Source organism: Nioella aestuarii (genome assembly GCF_050896395.1).
Taxonomy (GTDB): Bacteria; Pseudomonadota; Alphaproteobacteria; order Rhodobacterales; family Rhodobacteraceae; genus Nioella; species Nioella aestuarii.
On sequence record NZ_JBPBBA010000002.1, the window covers coordinates 164655 to 182021 of the forward strand.

Genomic DNA, 17367 nt, shown 5'->3' on the forward strand with positions numbered 1-17367 from the left:
CCAGCCATCCGCGCCCTCACCGAACGCGTCGTAAGATCACTCAAGCGCCGCCATGATCCCGCGAAGCTCCGCCAGCCCGCGCATACGACCGACCAGCGGATAGCCCGGCATCATCGGACGGTCCAGATCAGACAAAAGGGACTGCCCGTGATCCGGCCGCATCGGAATCTGCCAATCAGCACGCCCTGCTGCCTGTCTGCGGGTCTCTTCAGCCAGAAGGGCGCGGATGGTCGCGACCATGTTTGTATCCCCGGCCAGATGCTCGGATTCATGGAAGCTCACGCGGGGGGCGTCTGCGGGGCCTTGTCTTAGGGTGTTGCGCAAATGGACAAAGTGGATGCGCGGGCCAAGTCGGTTAACGAAATCCACAGGGTCAAAGCCCTCAGCCACGCCCAGAGATCCGGTGCAAAGGGTCGCGCCACTGGCAGGGCTGTCGACCGCCGACAACACCCGTTCATAGTCATGAGTTGAGGACATGACTCGTGGCAGACCAAGCAGGGGAAAGGGCGGGTCATCGGGATGACAGCACAGCCTGATCCCAAGCGCCTCGGCGGTTGGGACAACTTCGGACAGGAAATCGATCAGGTTCAGACGCAGCCGGTCGGGCGTGATACCGTCATAATTGGCCAGTTGCCTGCGCACGTCATCCAAGGTCCAGCGTTCATTCGCGCCCGGCAGGCCCGCAACGATGTTCGAGCACAGCTCGGCCCTAGCGCTGTCGTCCATCTGCATCAGACGTTCGGAAGCGGCCAGCCGGATCTTCTCGCCATAGTCCTGCTTTGCCCCGTCCCGCGCCAAGAGGTGCAGGTCAAAGACCGCGAAATCCACAAGATCGAAATCCATCGTGGTTCCACCGTTCGACAGCGGTTTGCGCAGTTCCGTGCGGGTCCAGTCCAGCACCGGCATGAAATTGTAGCAGACTGTCTCGATCCCACAGGAAGCGAGGTTCTTCAGGCTTTGCCGGTACGTTTCGTAGTGCTCTCTGACCGGTCCGGTCTGGGTTTTGATCGCCTCCGAGACCGGCAGGCTTTCCACCACGTCCCATGTCAGCCCCGATCCGCCACCCTCGATCTGAGCCTTGCGGGTCTCGATGTCATCGATCGTCCAGACACCGCCAGAGGCGACATGGTGCAGAGCCGAGACAATGCCACAAGCCCCGGTCTGCCGGATCTCCGGGATCGTGATCTCGTCTGCGGGTCCAAACCAGCGCCAGGTCTCTTTCATTGCGGTTTCAGCCCATCCGCAGCGTCAAACCGCTATCGGTATCAAACAGATGGATCTCACTGCTGGTCGGCGACAGAGTCAGGCTCTCACCGATGCTCGCCCCGATCTGGCCGGGAAGGTGCAGCGTGATCGGCTGGCTGTTCTTCAGCGCGCCATAGACATAGGCCTCTCCCCCCAGTTGCTCGACGCTTTTGACCTCCATGGTCACGGGCCCGCCTTCGACAATTGCCAGGTGGTTTGGCCGGATCCCAAGCGTCACGGCCTGCCCTGGGCGTTGCGCGAAACCCGTGGCCGGCAGGGGCAGGGTTTCTCCCGTCTCAAACTCCAACACTTCGCGATTGTCAGCAGCGACACGCCCCTTGAGGAAGTTCATCTTGGGGCTACCGATAAAGCCCGCAACGAAGATGTTTGCCGGGTTGTTGTAAAGGTCGAGCGGTCGCCCGAACTGTTCCAACTCTCCCAGCCTAAGCACCGCGATCTTGTCGGCCATGGTCATGGCCTCGACCTGATCGTGGGTGACATAGATCATCGTGTTTTCAAGCCGCCGATGCAGCGAAGTGATTTCACCCCGCATATCGACGCGCAGTTCGGCGTCAAGGTTCGACAGCGGCTCGTCAAACAGGAACACACGCGGTTCGCGCACCACGGCGCGGCCAATTGCAACACGCTGTCTCTGACCGCCGGACAGATCTTTGGGTCGGCGATCCAGCAGCATCTCGATCTGAAGCATCTTCGACACTTCGTCGACCTTGCGCGTGATCTCGGCCTTGGGGGTGTTGATGTTTTCCAACCCGAAAGACAGATTCTGGCGCACCGTCATATGCGGGTAGAGCGCATAGGATTGAAACACCATCGCCAGTCCGCGATCGGCGGCAGGAATATCGTTAACCACCTCGCCCCCGATCACGATGTCGCCACCGCTGATCGGTTCCAATCCCGAGATCATGCGCAGCAGGGTAGACTTGCCGCAGCCCGAGGGGCCCACGAAAACGCAGAACTCTCCGTGGGCGATATCAAGGTCGATCCCCTTGATCACATCTGCCGCGCCATACGATTTGCGCACGTCCTTCAATTCAATTCTGGCCATCTGTCAGCCCTTTCTTGTCCTTGCGCGCCAGGTTATTTGCCGCCTGTCGAGGCGATGCCGGTCGCGATATATTTTTGCAGGAACATGAACACCGTCGCGATTGGCAGCAGCGTCAGAACGGTCATGGCCAGCAAGCTTGGCCAATCTGTCTGAAGCTCGCCCTGGAAGGAGTTCAGCGCCAATTGAAGGGTGAAATTTTCCGACTGTGTCAGCACGATCAGCGGCCACAGGAAATCATTCCACCGCCACATGATTGCAAGGATGGCCAGCACCGCGATGGCCGGGGCTGAAAGCGGAATGATGATCCGCCAGAAAATCTTCCATTCGCTGGCCTTGTCCATGCGGGCGGCGTCCAGGATCTCGTCGGGGATGGTGATCATGTATTGGCGCAGCAGAAACACCCCCGTCGGTGTCGCCGCCCCCGGTATGATCACACCCCAGAGCGAGTTGAACATCCCCAGTTCCGTGACGATCAAGAACAACGGCACCAGAACCACCGTCTGCGGGATCATCAGCGTGCCCACAACCAGCAGCAGCACCGATGTGCGCCCCCTGAATTCATATTTCGACAAGGCGAAGGCCGCCATGGAATTGACCAGCAGCATCAGCAGCGTCGCAGTGACGGTAATGAAGGTCGAGTTCCAGAAGAAGCGCAGGAAGTTGAACCTTTCGAACAGGCTGGTGAAGTTCTCAGTCGCGAAGGCGATGTGTTCAATCGGTTCAAGCTGGTTGGCCTGCAGACGAATGCGGTTTTCCGGGTCAACCGGCAGCACCACTTCTGCACGGCCAGCGGCACGACGGGTCTGGGCCACAACCTCGCCCGCATATTCGCCTTCGGTCACCGTGAACAGCAGCAGCGGTTCGTCGAAGCCGGGAACCTCTGCCGTTTCCTGCGCATAAGGAAGGAAACGGGGCGGGAAACGGTCCAGCTCATTTGGGGTCTTGAAGCTGGACAGAACCAGCCAGATCACAGGGCCAAACATCAGGAAGACACCCATGATCAGGTAGGTGTAGGACACCCAGTCCGTCCAATGCAGCCGCCCCTTGCCGCGCGTGGCGGTCAGGAAAGAGATCGCTCTACCCATTGACGTTCCTCCTGTTGACCCAAAGTTGCACCAGCGTCAGAACGACCAGCACAAGCGCCACCAAAAGCGATGCGGCGGCGGCAAGACCAAACAGGCGCGGCGCACCGGCAAAGCCCTCTTCATAGATGTATTGAATGATGAAGGTTGTTGCCGTGCCCGGGCCACCCCCAGTGAAGGCGTAGATCTCATCGAAGGTCTGCACGCCCTTGATCAGGGCCAGCACAAGAACCACCAGCATTGTCGGTGACAGAAGCGGCAAGGTAATGCGGCGGAAGGTTCGCCACGGGCTGGCGCGGTCCATCGTGGCTGCCTCATAGACGTCGCGGGGGATCGCCTGAAGCCCGGCCAGAAGGATCAACGTGTAGAACCCCATATGGGCCCAGACTGAGATAAAGACTGACCACGCAAAGGCCCATTGCGCATCGACAAGCCAGTTATAGCCCCCGATCCCGGTCCAATCGAGAAACGCGTTCATCACGCCTTCGCGTTGCAGGATCCACTTCCAGATCAACGCCACCACAACGGGCGATAGCAACACGGGAAAGAAAAAGACCGAGCGGAAAAAGCCGCGCGCCCGGATATCGCGGTTCAGAATAATCGCGGTCAGCAACGAGAAGCCGACCATGAACCCAACCTGCAAGGTCACGAACCACGTCGTGTTCCAGACCGCGCGCCAGAACTTGTCTTCGCGGCAACTGTTGGGATCAAGGTAGTTGCTGCAATCCAGCAGCGTTCCAAAGTTTTGCGCCCCGACAAAGGGCCGGTCTGCCAATAGCACATTGTCGCTGCCGGTCAGGGCATAGACCATGTTCAGGATAACCGGCAAAAACGCGAAAAGGCCGAAGAGAATCAGGTTCGGCAGCAGGAAAGCCCATGCCAGCCGGTTGATACCTAGAAGGCGCTGAAGCGCCAGCATCGGAATCTCCACCAGCCGCATGATGGGCGTGATGATGCTTAACATGACCCCTCCTCCCTGGGTGGCCCCCCGCACCGGCACGGAGCGAGGGGCGATGGTCAGATCAGTTGGCTTCCGCCATTGCAGCTTCCAGATCGGCAGCAGCACGTTCCATGGCTTCGGCCACGGTCAGTTCACCAACGATGGCCTGGCTCAGGCGTTCCACGGTGATGCCATACATCGCGCGGTTGCCTGCATAACCCTGGTAGGCGAACGCAATCGGGGAAACGTCACCCAGATCGGCCGCGAAGGCCGACAGGGCTGCGGCGGCTGCCGGGGATGCACCCTCGAACTCGACGCCGGCGTTCGCCACGCCCAGATGGGCCGGCAGGTTACGGGTGCGTGCGGTCACTTCTGCATACACATCCGCCTGTGCGAGATAGTCGATCACAGCGGCCACGGCCTCGGGGTGTTCGGTCTGGCTGAAGCCAACGATACCCGCGCCACCCGGCATACCGGAACAGGCGCCAGCGGGGCCACAGGGGCTGCCGACAACCTGCCAGTCGAAGAAGTCACCAACCTGTTCGTCCATACGGCCGACCTGCCAGGAGCCGGAGTAGTAGAACACCAGCTCGCCATTGATGAATTCCTGTGCCGCGTCGCGATAGGTGGCACCACCCTGTCCGGCCCACACGTCGCGCGCGATGGTGCCGTCGTTGTGCCAATCCACGAACTGCTGAGCGAAGGCAGTAAAGCCGTCGTCGACAAGGCGGCCATTGCCATCTTCGTCAAACAGCTGTGCGCCATAGGAAATCGCGGGGCCTGCCACACGGTGGCCGGACCGGTCGATCGCCATCGGGAAGTCGGCATCGGTTGCCTCTGCAACGGCCCGCGCAGCTGCGGCCCATTCATCCCAGGTCGCGTCATTTGCGGGCATCTCAATGCCTGCCTGCTCAAAGAGCGAGGCGTTGACGAATGCACCGGTGATCGTCAGCTGGCTGTGCATACCATAGATGCCGTCGCCGCCTGCCGTACCGCGATACCAGCCGAGCGTGCCGCCAAAGTTGGATTCCCAGTAATCACGATCCACATAGGGCGCGAGGTCGAGATAGTATTCGTTCAGACCACCAAGGTCGGTGACCTTCGCGATGTCAGGCCCGGTGCCTGCTGCCAGCTGCACCGGCAGGTTTTCCAGGATGGCCTGATAGGGCACCACGTCAACAACGACGTCGATGCCGGGGTTTGCGGCCTCAAAGCGGCTCAGCACGTCTTCGTAGACTTCGCATTCATTGCCGTCCGAATAGCACATAAAGCGGACTTCCTGCGCCGCAGCGGCACCTGCCGCCACACCCAGGACTGCCGCCATGGCAGTGGTCATCAAAACGTTCTTCTTCATTTCAGGTTCCTCCCTTTGGTCCTGTTTGGTCTTGGTTAGGTCTGGGCAGATGGCATCCACCCTTGGTAAAGCGCGTCCTCGGCGGTCAGTGGCAGACTCACCGGGGTTCCAGCTTTTGCAGATTGATAGATCGCCGTCACCAGTTCGATGGACCGACGACCATCCATCAACGTCACTTCTTGCCCGCCCTCCCCAGCAAGCGCATCCGCTATGGCATCCAGATAGCCCGCAAAGCCCGCATGTCCGGAGGGCACCTGCGCCAGAACGGTGTCGATTTGATCTTGAGTAACCGGCGCGCGGGCGATGAATTTCCAGGTGTCCTGTGCAGGCGTGTAGGGCGCATCGCCGCTTTCGGCGGTGAACCCCTCGAAACAGAACCGCAGCCGCGTGGTGTCATTCCCAGCCCCGAGCGTGACCGAGCTGGTCGCCAGCGCGCCCGTCGCCATGCGGAAGGACAGGGCCGCGCAATCCTCGGTCTCGATTTCATTTACGCGGGTGTCAGTCATTGCAAAGACTTGCGAAACAGGGCCCATCACATGGCATAGCAAATCATGGGCATGAATGGCGTGACCAAGCAAAGAGCCGCCGGATTCCCCCACCCAAGTGCCGCGCCACGGCACCGCGTAATAGGCGGCGTTCCGGTTCCAGTGCGTTTCCAGAGCTGCGGCATAGGCCCTGCCCGCAAGCCCCGCATGTTCAAGCGCAATCAGTTGTGCGATGGCCTTGCCGAACCGATATTGGAACACCGGGAAGACCAGCTTGCCGGTTCGCTCCGCCACCTCTTGCAGCGCGTCAGCCTCAACCATCGACCGGGCAATCGGCTTTTCGCAGATTGCGTGCTTGCCGGCCTCCAGCACCTTCACCGTCACGGGGAAATGCAGATGCGGTGGCAGGCATATGTCGATCAGGTCGATATGCGGATCGTCAAGAACCGCGTCCAGATCGTCAGAAATCGCGATGTGGGGATCGTTATCGGTGGCCTTTGCCGCCCGCGCCTTGTCCAGATCACACATAACCGCCACGCGGAACCGGTCCGGCAAAGCGCGATAGCCCGCCAAATGCTCGGCCCCGATCCCGGCCCCTATGATCGCGACCCGGATCATCCGCGCGCCTCGGCCATCGCTTGTGCGGTAAGGGACAGTTCGCACACCTTGAAGACATGCGCCTGTGTCATCGCGGTTTCCGTGCGGTTTCGAATGTCCTCGATCAGACGGGCAAAGAACGGCATCCCGGCCCCTGATGCATCAATCTTTTCGCAGCGGTCGCCATTGACCAGAACAAGGTGATCGGTCCCGTCACTGCCAACATCCACGTATTTGCGCAGCTCGATATAGCCCTCTGTCCCCAGGATGGTCAGCCGCCCGTCGCCCCATGTGGGCAGCGCATCGGGCGTGTACCAATCGAGCCGGATGTAGCCATGCCCCTGCGCGCTGCGAAGCGCGATTTCACCGAAATCCTGAAGACCAGGGTCGTCGGGATTGGCGTAATTGGCAACGTTGGCCAAAGTCACTTCGGCTTCTTCCGAGCCGGTGAAGAACAGGAACTGGTCGATCTGGTGACTGCCGATATCGGTGATGATCCCGCCATAGGCGTCGCGATCAAAGAACCAGTCGGGACGCGTATCACGGTTCAGCCGATGCGGGCCGATGCCAAGCGTCTGCACCACTTTGCCAATCGCGCCTTCGGCCACCAGTTCCGCCGCTCGGGTCACGGCGGGCACCTCGAAACGTTCCGAAAAGTCGATAGACCAGATGCGGCCCGTGTCTGCGACACAGGTTTTCAGTGCATCAAGCTGTTCAACCGTTGTGCAGCCCGGCTTGTCGGACAACACGTCCTTACCCGCCTGCATCGCCTTCACGGCCCACCCCGCGCGGTCGCGCGGAATGCCGGACAAAAGGATCAGGTCGATCGTCGGATCGGCCAGCAATTCCTCGCCACTGGCCGCGCGCGGCACATCGGGGAAGCGTTTGACGAAACCCGCTTCGGTATTCGGATGGCCCTCGGTCCACCAACCGACAAAGTCAGCGCCTGCATCGACCATGTTCGCGGCCATGCCATACACATGGCGGTGGTCGATGCCGATGGCGGCCATGCGCAGCGGGCGGGTCATGCAGTGATCTCCTGCGGGCGACCGCTTCGGGCAGAAAGGATGATGGCGTCGATCAGGTCATGGGCTGCCAGCGCGGCCTGTCCCGTCACCGCCGGGTCGCGACCTTCGGTCAGCGCGGCGGCGAAATCCTCGATAATGCCTTGATGCCATTCATGGGTGAAGGCCATGGGATCAGCGCCACCACCGGTGCCGGCCGCTTCGCCAAAGACCTGCTCTTGCCCGTCGCGCCACCGGACGGTCAGTTGACCGGATCCAAGATGCAGGCTGGCCTTTTCGAAATGCAGGGTGATGGTTTCGGCCCCGCCGGGGAAGCTGGCAGTGCTGGCCACCAGAGACCCCGCCGCACCGTTCGCGAATTCCAGTCCGGCGACCACGAAATCCTCGGCCTCCATCTCGTGGAACCGGGTCGTTTTGGCCATTGCACGCACCTGACCCACCGGCCCCGCCAGGCTGAGAGCTAGGTCAATCGTATGGATCGCCTGTGAGATCAGAACACCGCCACCGTCGCGCGCATAGGTGCCGCGGCCCGGTTCGTCGTAATAAGCCTGATCCCGCCACCAAGGCACCGCGATTTCCACCAGCCCAAGCGCACCAAGTCCGCCGCCCGCGACCAGTTCCGCCGCCTTTATGGACGCAGCACGCATCCGATGCTGAAAGACGACCCCAAGCCGAACGCCTGCCTCCTGGCAGATTGCCACGACCTGCCGCGCCTCATTCGCATCACGGCCCATGGGTTTTTCCAGCAAAATGTGCTTGCCCGCCTGCGCGAGCGGCCGAATGATTTCGGCCCGCGCATTGGGCGGGGTCAGGACGATGGCAAAATCAACCTCTGTATCAGAGGCAACACTTTGCAGGTCTGTATAGAGCCGAATGGGGTGTCCGGACGCAGCAGCCAGGGCCTCGGCGCGATCGGCGCTGCGCGACTGCACACCATGCAATGCCACACCAGACGCTGCAAGACATGCCGCGACATGGGTGCGGGCCACCATGCCCGCGCCAATCAGAACCGCCTTTTGTGGCAGCGCATCCGCCATCGCGAAAGATCCTTCAACACTCACCGCGCCACTCAGACATACTGGTATACCGGTTGTCAACTTTTTTGCATACCGGTATACAGGCAAAATCGAAGAGACGGATTCCGGAGGCCGAGCGTGAACAAAAAGTCGCCCGTCATTGATGTTTCGGCCCTGCCGGTGACGTCGCTGGACCTGTCGCGCCCTGCGGCAGAACAGATTGCCTCTGCGCTGAAAACCGCCATCCTGAGCACCAGCATAGCGCCCGGTACACTGATCTCTGAAAACGAGGTCGGACAGATTTTCGGCGCCAGTCGCACCCCGGTAAGAGAGGCATTTGCCCAGTTGCGCGACGACGGGTTGATCGTGACTTGGCCAAGCAGGGGCACCTATGTGTCCAAGCTGTCGGAGCACCAGATCCGCAGTGCGCAATTTCTGCGAGAGGCACTGGAGGTCGCGGTCGTTGAGCGGCTGTCCACGCAGGGGATTAGCGATCCGGCTCTTGCCGCGCTGGACGACAACCTTGCGCAGCAGCGCACCGCCGTTGCGAGGGGCGACAAAGCCGCGTTCCAGATGCTCGACGATCGGTTTCATGCGATGCTTGCAGATGCCACCGGGTTCAATCGCATCAGCGGCCTGCTGATCCGGGAAAAGGCCGCGCTGGATCGGCTGCGGGTTTTGTCCCTGAACAACGCCGACCACATGACCCGGCTGCTGACTGAGCATGAGGGCATTCTTGACGCCCTGCGAAACGGTTATTCCGGTCAAGCGCTGGACCGGATGCGACGCCATCTGCGCAATGTGTTGAAAACCCTGTCCGGCCTGATCGAGGCCAACCGGGACTTCTTCGACATATCGGACGGCTAAGCGCATCACACCTGCCCTCTGACAAGCTGTTCCGACAGGAATTGCAGCACCGCCGCGCGCATGTATTGTGTTTCTGCATGGGCGGTTTCCGGCTCTACATGGAACGCCAGGCCCGGCTGACCATCATAGGCCGCTTCCAGATCACTGCGCCCTCGGCTGAACGCCTTCTCTGGCGTCGACCAGTCCCTTAGCCCGACACAGATCTGCAACGCGCGGGGCGCAGACAGCCCGGCAATCTGGCCACTACGCGCAATCGGCAACAGGCCCGGCACGCTCATGTAGATGCCATGCCCGTCATGTGCACCCAGATCCACAAGCGTTTCCAGATCAGCGAAAGAACACAGGGCCGAGGCCGCTCTGACCCGGTCATCCATCGCCGCCAGCCACCACGCAAGCGTACTGCCCATGGAAAAACCAAGCGCCCCAAGCCGGTCGCCCTGCACCGACGGATGATCCGCCAGAAAGCTCAGCCCAGCCATTTGTTCAGCCAGCATCTGACCGAACAGGGTTTCACCTCGCCACAAGGCCGCCTTGGCCCGCTCGGACTCTGACGGCAGCTGTCGCCCGCCGAAACAGGGCATGTCCAGACACAGTGCCGCTACCCCAAGATCGACCAGATCGCCCGCATAAGCCCCTTGCAACGAGGGCCGTCCCTCAACCAACTCTTCCCGACCCATTGTGTAACGATTGCCATGGGCATGGCAGTAGACAAGCGCGGGCACGGGGGCGTGTCCGTCAGGCGGGCGCAGGAAGAAAGCGGGAATGCTTTCCCCCGCCGCTGTTTCAAACAGAAGATCCTCCAGGATCCAGCCGTGACAATCGCGTGTGCCCTGCGATGTCGTCAGACGAAAGCTGGCGCCGGGAAACCCCGCCCCCAGGGCCTTCGTAAGACGGTCGCGCAGGGCGGCCCCTGTCATGCGCTGGCCGCGAACTGGCCGAACTGGCCACCAAAAAACAACAGCGGCATCCCTTGCCGGACCGAAGCTTTCAGCACCCGGCCCACGATGATTGCATGATCGCCGCCATCGTATTCCGCGTAGCGTTCGCATTCGAATCGCGCGAGGCAGCCCTCGAGCAAAGGCACGCCATTTTCGCTGCTCTGCCAATCGGCCTGATCAAACGCATGGGCCGAGGCCGAGAACGCCCGGCACAGATCCATCTGGCTTTCCCCCAGAACATGGATCGCCATATGTTCGGCTTCCTGAAAAAACGGATACCGGCGCGACCCGCGCGATGCTGACCACAACACCAAGGGCGGATCCAGCGACACGGAGGAAAAGCTGTTTGCGGTGATCCCGACGGGGCCTGCATCACTGTTCGTGGTGACAATGGTCACACCGGTGCCGAACCGCGCCAGCGCGCCGCGCAATTCGCGGCCCATGTCGGGACCGGGCCTGAAATGGCTCATGCTGTCTTGCATTGTCATGGAACCTCGCTCCCCATTGCTGCGGTCAGGATCTCGAACCAGGTCTGACGGTCGAGCTCGACCTTTTCCGCGTCCGAGATAGCCCGGATACGCGAAAGATTGTTGGTGCCCATGACCGGGGCCAGCTTGGCCGGATGCGCCAACAGCCACGCCACCGCAACCGCCGTCGCCTCGACGCCCTGTTCAGCGGCCAAGCGGTCCAGCACCACGCGCACGGCCGCGCCCTCATCCGAGAACAGACGCCCGCCGCCAAGCGGTGACCATGCCATCGGGCGGATTGCACGTTCCTGCATCCAAGCGATGTCGCCATCGATGAAGGGGGCGAAGTTCAGAACGCTCGCCTCAATCTGATTGGTGCAAAGCGGTGTCTCCATCGCCGATTGCAGCAGCGTCCAGTCATTCAGTTTGAAGTTTGACACGCCTACGGCGCGCACTTTGCCGGATGCCACCAAAGCATCCAATGCCGCGCCGGTTTCATGGTGGTCCATCAGCGGATCGGGCCGGTGGATCAGCAACAGGTCGATCCGGTCAGTGGCCATGTTGGTCAGCGAGGCCTCCACCGATGCGGTGATATGTGCGGCGGACGTGTCGTAGTATTTTACCCGCTTGTCCGAGTACTTCCCGATCGGCGCGATAATATCGCACTTCGTGACAATCTCGATCCGATCGCGCAAAGCGGGTGCTGCCCGAAGCGCCGCCCCCATCACCGCTTCCGCACCGTAGTCACCATAGATATCGGCCTGATCCATCGTGGTGATGCCCTGATCCAGGCAGGCTTCGATCTTGGCCTGAACATGGGCGGGCGAAGTATCGGCATCATCTGCAACACGCCACATTCCGTAGACGAGGCGGCTGATCTCCAGCTGGTCGGACAGGTTCAGACGATCGGTCATTTGCGCTCTCCCGCGCCAAGGGGTGTCATTGGGGTGTCTGCGGGTACGCGGCCATATTCCTGTGGCAAAGAACATGTCGTCAGATGCGGCATGACCTTCTCACCGAAGATCTTGCATTCTTCCTGGTGTGGGTAGCCGGAGAAGATGAAGGCACGCATACCCATCTTCTTGTAGTCTTCGATCTTGGTCAGAACCTGATCCACCGAGCCTACCAGGGCCGCCCCGCAGCCCGAGCGCGCCCGGCCAACGCCAGTCCACAGGTTGGGCTCGGCAAAGCCGAACTTGTCCGCCAGTTCCCGCGCCTTGGCCTGATGCGCCACACCGAGCGAGATGGAATCATGTGCCCTGTCGCGGATCAGTTTGCCGTATTCGTCATCCAGCTTGCTGACGATGTAGTCAGCATATTCGCGCGCCTCCGCCTCGGTATCACGCACGATCATGTGGACCCGCAGACCATAGTCCAGGGTCCGTCCATAGCGTTCCGCCACCGCGTTCACGGCCTTCATGCGCTCGACCAGGTTTTCCCTGGGCTCGGGCCACATCAGGTAGACGTCGCAATGCTGACCGCACAGTTCCAGCGCGTCGGGGGAATAGCCCCCGAAATACAGAAGCGGGCCGCCTGTCTGATAGGGTTTGGCGGGGTCGGTCGTCACGCCGCTGAAGTTGTAGACCTCACCTTGGTGGTTGATCTCATCCTGCGTCCACGCCTGTTTCAGGATCTCCACCACTTCACGGCTGCGCTGATAGCGCAGTTTGCTGTCAGCCACTTCACCGGGGAAGTCCGAGCTGATGATGTTGACCGTCAGCCGTCCCTTCAGCATGTGGTCCAGCGTGGCAATGGTGCGCGCCAGCATGATCGGCTGCATCTCACCGCAGCGCACGGCGGCCAGCATGTTGATCCGGTCGGTGATCGGCGCGCAGCCCGCCACAAAGGACAGGGTATCTTGACCCACCTGGTAGGAGGACGGGCAGAGGATGTTGCGAAAGCCCTGGCGCTCTGCCTCTTGCAGGATACCGGAACAATGGTCCCAGCTCGACCGCAGGTCGCCATCAGGCACACCCAGGAACTGGTAATCATCGGAACAGAGAGCCGCGAACCACGAGACCTCTGCCGCGTCGAGATCGGCTGACGTGATGGGAACCACGGTCATGAAAACATTCCTCCCAGATGTGTCATTTTCCACTTGCGTAGCACTCGCCAATGAGTAGATCAATACTGTATCAATTTGCCCTTCGGTGATCCAGATGCCACCAAACCAACCCGGCGGCGCCCTGCCAATCTACCTGCAAATCAGCGAGATGCTGATCCGTGACATCGCAGCGGGGCGATTGTTGGATGGCAGCCGACTGCCCCCTGAAAGGGAAATGGCAAAGTCGCTGGACACCTCGGTCGGAACCCTCAGAAAAGCTTTATCAGAGCTTGAATACCGGGGGCTTTTGGACCGGCGGCAGGGGTCTGGAAATTATATAAGATCAAAGGCAACGCCTGAGGGAATCTACGCACTTTTCCGGCTGGAACTGATCGGCGGCGGTGGCCTGCCTACGGCGTCGGTCCTGGATGTAGCCCGGATGGAAAAGCCCGCCGACCTGCCACCATTCGGTGCATCAATCGAGGCGCACAGGATTCGGCGGATGCGATTCCTTGGGGGAACACCAGCCGCAGTCGAGGAAATCTGGCTTGATTCCAGCTATGCCGAACAGCTGGAACCCGATGATCTGCTGCACTCTCTCTATATGTTCTACCGCGATACGCTCGATCTCTGGATCACCGGCTACGAAGATCAGGTGGGCGTCTCCCCCTGCCCTGATTGGGCCCCTGCGGAATTCGGCCAGCGCCCCGGCATGGCCTGCGGTTTGGTTGAACGCCGAAGCCGTGCTCGCGATGGCAGCGTCGCGGAAGTTTCCCGTAACTGGTTTGACAGCAACGTGGCGCGCTATGTCGCCCGCATGAGGTAACACACACATGACCACCCCCTTGCGATATGGCATCATCGGCTGCGGCATGATGGGCCAGGAACATATCCGCAATATTGCCCTGATCGACGGGGCCGACGTTTTTGCGGTCTATGAACCTGACCGTGCAATGCAGGCTGAATCAGCAAAGCTGGTGCCCGGACTACGGTTTGCAAACAGCATCGCGGAACTATTGGCGATGGAAGAGGTGAACGTTGTTCTCATCGCCTCGCCCAATTTCCGTCATGTGGAGCAGTTGGAGGAGATCGCCAAACTCCGCGCCTTGCCGATACTTGTGGAAAAGCCGCTTTATACCGACCCCGCCGATGCTGTCCGTATCGCGCGATTGCAGGCGGTCTATCCGCATCTCGTGTGGGTGGCGATGGAGTACCGCTACATGCCCCCCATTGCGGCGCTTCTGGAACAGGCCGATGCGGCCACAGGCGGCATTCGTATGCTGACAATCCGCGAACACCGGTTCCCATTCCTGGAAAAGGTCGGCGACTGGAACCGGTTCAACCACAAAACCGGCGGTACTCTGGTAGAGAAGTGCTGTCATTTCTTCGATCTTATGCGGCTGGTGCTGAAATCGGACCCGGTGCGCGTGATGGCATCTGGTGGGCAATCGGTGAACCATCTGGACGAGCGCTACGGCGGCCAAACGCCCGATATCTGGGACAACGCTTATGTGATCGTCGATTTTGCGAATGGCGCGCGGGCAATGCTGGAGCTGTGCATGTTCGCGGAAGGCAGCCGCTATCAGGAAGAGATCAGCGCCGTCGGCCCCACCGGCAAGATCGAGGCGCTTGTGCCTGGCCCTGGCCGGTTCTGGCCCGACCACCTCGGCGCGCCGCCGGTGCCCAAGCTGATCGTCAGCCCGCGTGACCCGAAAGGCCCACGGGAACTGGACATCCCCGTCGACCCGGAATTGCTGGAGGCTGGCGATCACAATGGATCGACCTACTACCAACATAAGTATTTTGCGGATGCCGCCCGAACCGGCGGCCAGCCTCACGTGTCGCTGGCTGATGGAGCTTGGGCCGTGCGCATGGGCCTTGCCGCGCAGCAATCTGCGGCAACAGGTCAGGCAGTTCTGCTTTAGGATCAGGGGGCCTGGAAACCAGCTTCGGCCATCAAGCGGTCGGAATTGGTTTCCACGACCTCTTTTAGTTCAGCCATGAAGGCATCCTTGTCCATTCCCGGCTCAATCACAGGCAGGAACTCAACCACCGCGAGGCCTGGCTTGCGCAGGATGCCATGACGGGGCCAGAAGACGCCGACATTTGTGGCGGCCGGTACGCAGGGCTGGCCAGTCTGGTCATAAAGGATGCCAGTCCCGATCTTGTAGGGCCGGTCCGCGCCAGGCGCGACACGGGTGCCCTGCGGATAGATGATCAGCTGGCCGGGTTCCTGCGCCCCCGATTTCACGCCCTCGATCATTTGCTGAATGGCCTGCGCGCGCTTGCCCCGGTCGACAGGGACACAACCGATACGCTTGGCATACCAGCCAAGGATCGGTGCAAATCGCAGCACGGATTTCATGATGAACTTGGGGCGCGGCACGGCGGACACGATCAGGATGATGTCGAAAAAGCTCTGATGCTTGGCAGCGATCAGCACTTCATCCGTCGGTGGCTTTCCGCGGATTTCCGATTTAAGCCCGACCATCCAGCTCGCCGTCCAGCGCACCCACCGGCAATAGCTGTGCACCGCCGTAAAGGCCGCACTGCGCTGCACGATGGCCCAAGGGGTGAAGAAGATCGCCATGATGAGCATCATCAGGTACATCTGGCCGATGAAAATCAGCGAGCGAATCCACTGGATCATGGCAGGCTCCTTAGGGTTTTGAAGGCGGCGGCGCGGGTGGCCCAAAAGGCGGTCACGGCCGATAGGAATGGAACGGTCAGCGGCCAGAGCCAGTGCAACCCGGCAAAGCCGAGCCCGGTCAAGAAGCCGCCCTCTTCCTGCGCACTTGGCAGCAGGGCGATAGCAATCATGCCAAGCGCGGTGCCAACGGCAGCCCCGGACAGGGCCCTCAGGGTAAACCGACGCACGAAGGCCCGTGCGATATAATGGTCACGTGCCCCCACCAACCGCAGCACCCGGATCACCTTGACGTTTGCGGCAAGGGCGGACTGCGCCGCCAATGTCACCATGGCAGCAACCGATCCAAGGATCAGCGCCAGCGAAATCCAACCAAGCGAGCGCAACCGTTCCGCAGCGCGCACCAACGGTCTGCGCCAGCGGGTATGGTCATCCAGCACCGCGCCGGGGGCCTCGGCGGCCAACCGAAGGCGCAATCCGTCGGGGTCATAGCCCTGTGCGGTTTCGATCACTTCAACCAGGCGCGGGACCGGCAGGTCCTCCAAAGGCAGGTCGGGGCCAAACCAGGGTTCCAGCAGGTCGCGCTGTTCGTCTTCCGTAAGGGCGCGGGCCGAAGCAACGCCGGGGGTTTGTTCCAGCACTTCCAGCACCGCCCAGATCTGCGCCTCCATCTGTGATGCGGGGGCAGAGATACGAATGGTGGAACTACGCGCCAATGCCTCCGACCAGCGATCGGCCAATCGGCCAGATGCCAGCGACAATGCCAAAGCGAACACCGCCAGAAACGCCATCGCGCCCGAGGTGAACAACGTAAGCCGCACCGAGTGGCCGCGCCGGGGCACCACACGATCGGCTTGCCCATCGCCCTTCAGGATATCGAGAAGACCGGAAAGAACGCTCATAAATCCGCCCCCGCCAGTTGCAAACCACCGCCTGCGATCCGCAGAACCCGCGCCGACACCTGCGCCTTGGCGGCACGGATCAGAGCCAGGTCATGCGTGGCGATAAGAACCGTCTTACCCATGCGATTCAGCTCCACCAGCAGTTGCAGCAAACGCAAGGACATTTCCCAGTCGATATTGCCAGTGGGTTCATCTGCCAGGATCACGTCGGGGTCAGTAATGACGGCGCGGGCCAGCGCCGCGCGCTGCCGTTCCCCGCCGGACAATTCCGGCGGCAGCGCATCCGCCCGCGCCGACAGGCCGACCCATCCCATAAGCTCGGACAGGTTTGCATCCTGCGCCTCGCCGCCTCGGCCGGTAACGGTCAGCGGCAGGGCGATATTTTCCGACAACGACAGGTGATCGAGAAATTCGCAATCCTGGTGCACGACCCCCATGCGCTGACGGGCCTGGGCCACTTCGTCCCGGCTCATGTCTTTGGTATCTTGCCCAAACAGGGTGACACGACCAGAGGTTGCCAACAGGTCCGCATAGCAAAGCTTGAGGAACGTCGTCTTGCCCGCCCCCGAAGGGCCGGTCAAAAAATGGAAAGACCCCGGCGCAAGCCGAAGGCTGATATCCGACAAAAGCGGCCCACCCCCATAGCCATAGGCGGCCTCTTGCAACTCGATCACAGGTCTGCTCCGTCCCTC

The 17367-nt window shown here is 61.1% G+C and carries 18 protein-coding genes; 3 read left to right on the plus strand and 15 right to left on the minus strand.

Annotation, left to right across the window (positions count from 1 at the left end; genetic code table 11):
* Positions 1 to 36: 36 nt before the first annotated feature.
* Genes uxuA through ACROHD_RS02360 form a run of 8 tightly spaced genes read right to left on the minus strand, consistent with a single transcriptional unit; the run spans position 37 to position 8855 of the window.
* A complete protein-coding gene (gene uxuA / locus ACROHD_RS02325; RefSeq protein WP_432675702.1) occupies positions 37 to 1224 on the minus strand; it encodes a mannonate dehydratase in 1188 nt (395 codons plus the stop codon).
* Between the two features lie 7 nt (positions 1225 to 1231).
* Positions 1232 to 2311 carry an ABC transporter ATP-binding protein gene (locus ACROHD_RS02330; RefSeq protein ID WP_432675703.1) on the minus strand — a complete coding sequence of 360 codons (1080 nt, stop codon included), beginning with the start codon at positions 2309 to 2311 and terminating at the stop codon, positions 1232 to 1234.
* Between the two features lie 32 nt (positions 2312 to 2343).
* A complete protein-coding gene (locus tag ACROHD_RS02335; protein WP_432675704.1) occupies positions 2344 to 3396 on the minus strand; it encodes a carbohydrate ABC transporter permease in 1053 nt (350 codons plus the stop codon).
* Entirely contained in the window at positions 3389 to 4357 is a 969-nt protein-coding gene (locus ACROHD_RS02340; protein ID WP_432675705.1) for a carbohydrate ABC transporter permease, read from the minus strand. The genes ACROHD_RS02335 and ACROHD_RS02340 overlap by 8 nt, the downstream gene beginning before the upstream one ends.
* Positions 4358 to 4415: 58 nt before the next feature.
* Entirely contained in the window at positions 4416 to 5687 is a 1272-nt protein-coding gene (locus tag ACROHD_RS02345; RefSeq protein ID WP_432675706.1) for an ABC transporter substrate-binding protein, read from the minus strand.
* Between the two features lie 35 nt (positions 5688 to 5722).
* The gene (locus tag ACROHD_RS02350; RefSeq protein ID WP_432675707.1) at positions 5723 to 6790 is read right to left on the minus strand and encodes a Gfo/Idh/MocA family protein; all 1068 of its coding nucleotides are present in this window, start codon (positions 6788 to 6790) and stop codon (positions 5723 to 5725) included.
* Complete coding sequence (locus ACROHD_RS02355) at positions 6787 to 7797, minus strand: Gfo/Idh/MocA family protein (protein ID WP_432675708.1); 1011 nt, start codon at positions 7795 to 7797, stop codon at positions 6787 to 6789. The genes ACROHD_RS02350 and ACROHD_RS02355 overlap by 4 nt, the downstream gene beginning before the upstream one ends.
* Positions 7794 to 8855 (minus strand): Gfo/Idh/MocA family protein, encoded by a 1062-nt coding sequence (locus ACROHD_RS02360; protein WP_432675709.1) that lies wholly within the window; start codon positions 8853 to 8855, stop codon positions 7794 to 7796. The genes ACROHD_RS02355 and ACROHD_RS02360 overlap by 4 nt, the downstream gene beginning before the upstream one ends.
* A gap of 93 nt (positions 8856 to 8948) precedes the next feature.
* Here ACROHD_RS02360 and ACROHD_RS02365 point away from each other — a divergent pair, with 93 nt between their 5' ends.
* Positions 8949 to 9677, plus strand: coding sequence for a GntR family transcriptional regulator (locus ACROHD_RS02365; protein ID WP_432675710.1), 729 nt, complete (start codon positions 8949 to 8951; stop codon positions 9675 to 9677).
* Between the two features lie 5 nt (positions 9678 to 9682).
* Here the strand turns inward: ACROHD_RS02365 and ACROHD_RS02370 are convergent, their stop codons facing one another.
* Genes ACROHD_RS02370 through ACROHD_RS02385 form a run of 4 tightly spaced genes read right to left on the minus strand, consistent with a single transcriptional unit; the run spans position 9683 to position 13147 of the window.
* The gene (locus tag ACROHD_RS02370; protein WP_432675711.1) at positions 9683 to 10594 is read right to left on the minus strand and encodes a dienelactone hydrolase family protein; all 912 of its coding nucleotides are present in this window, start codon (positions 10592 to 10594) and stop codon (positions 9683 to 9685) included.
* Positions 10591 to 11103, minus strand: a complete 513-nt coding sequence (locus ACROHD_RS02375) for a flavin reductase family protein (RefSeq protein ID WP_432675712.1) — start codon at positions 11101 to 11103, stop codon at positions 10591 to 10593. The genes ACROHD_RS02370 and ACROHD_RS02375 overlap by 4 nt, the downstream gene beginning before the upstream one ends.
* The gene (locus ACROHD_RS02380; protein WP_432675713.1) at positions 11100 to 11996 is read right to left on the minus strand and encodes an aldo/keto reductase; all 897 of its coding nucleotides are present in this window, start codon (positions 11994 to 11996) and stop codon (positions 11100 to 11102) included. Before ACROHD_RS02380 ends, ACROHD_RS02375 begins: the two co-directional genes overlap by 4 nt.
* A complete protein-coding gene (locus ACROHD_RS02385) occupies positions 11993 to 13147 on the minus strand; it encodes an LLM class flavin-dependent oxidoreductase (RefSeq protein WP_432675714.1) in 1155 nt (384 codons plus the stop codon). The genes ACROHD_RS02380 and ACROHD_RS02385 overlap by 4 nt, the downstream gene beginning before the upstream one ends.
* Positions 13148 to 13241: 94 nt before the next feature.
* Between ACROHD_RS02385 and ACROHD_RS02390 the strand changes: the two genes are divergently transcribed.
* Together ACROHD_RS02390 and ACROHD_RS02395 are read left to right on the plus strand one after the other, a co-directional pair.
* Positions 13242 to 13952, plus strand: a complete 711-nt coding sequence (locus ACROHD_RS02390) for a GntR family transcriptional regulator (RefSeq protein ID WP_432675716.1) — start codon at positions 13242 to 13244, stop codon at positions 13950 to 13952.
* Between the two features lie 7 nt (positions 13953 to 13959).
* Positions 13960 to 15051, plus strand: coding sequence for a Gfo/Idh/MocA family protein (locus tag ACROHD_RS02395; protein ID WP_432675717.1), 1092 nt, complete (start codon positions 13960 to 13962; stop codon positions 15049 to 15051).
* A gap of 2 nt (positions 15052 to 15053) precedes the next feature.
* Here the strand turns inward: ACROHD_RS02395 and ACROHD_RS02400 are convergent, their stop codons facing one another.
* Genes ACROHD_RS02400 through ACROHD_RS02410 form a run of 3 tightly spaced genes read right to left on the minus strand, consistent with a single transcriptional unit; the run spans position 15054 to position 17349 of the window.
* Positions 15054 to 15776: a lysophospholipid acyltransferase family protein gene (locus ACROHD_RS02400; RefSeq protein ID WP_432675718.1), complete on the minus strand. Its 723-nt coding sequence runs from the start codon at positions 15774 to 15776 to the stop codon at positions 15054 to 15056.
* A complete protein-coding gene (locus ACROHD_RS02405; RefSeq protein ID WP_432675719.1) occupies positions 15773 to 16675 on the minus strand; it encodes a cell division protein FtsX in 903 nt (300 codons plus the stop codon). The genes ACROHD_RS02400 and ACROHD_RS02405 overlap by 4 nt, the downstream gene beginning before the upstream one ends.
* Positions 16672 to 17349: a cell division ATP-binding protein FtsE gene (locus ACROHD_RS02410; RefSeq protein WP_432675720.1), complete on the minus strand. Its 678-nt coding sequence runs from the start codon at positions 17347 to 17349 to the stop codon at positions 16672 to 16674. Before ACROHD_RS02410 ends, ACROHD_RS02405 begins: the two co-directional genes overlap by 4 nt.
* Positions 17350 to 17367 lie beyond the last annotated feature (18 nt).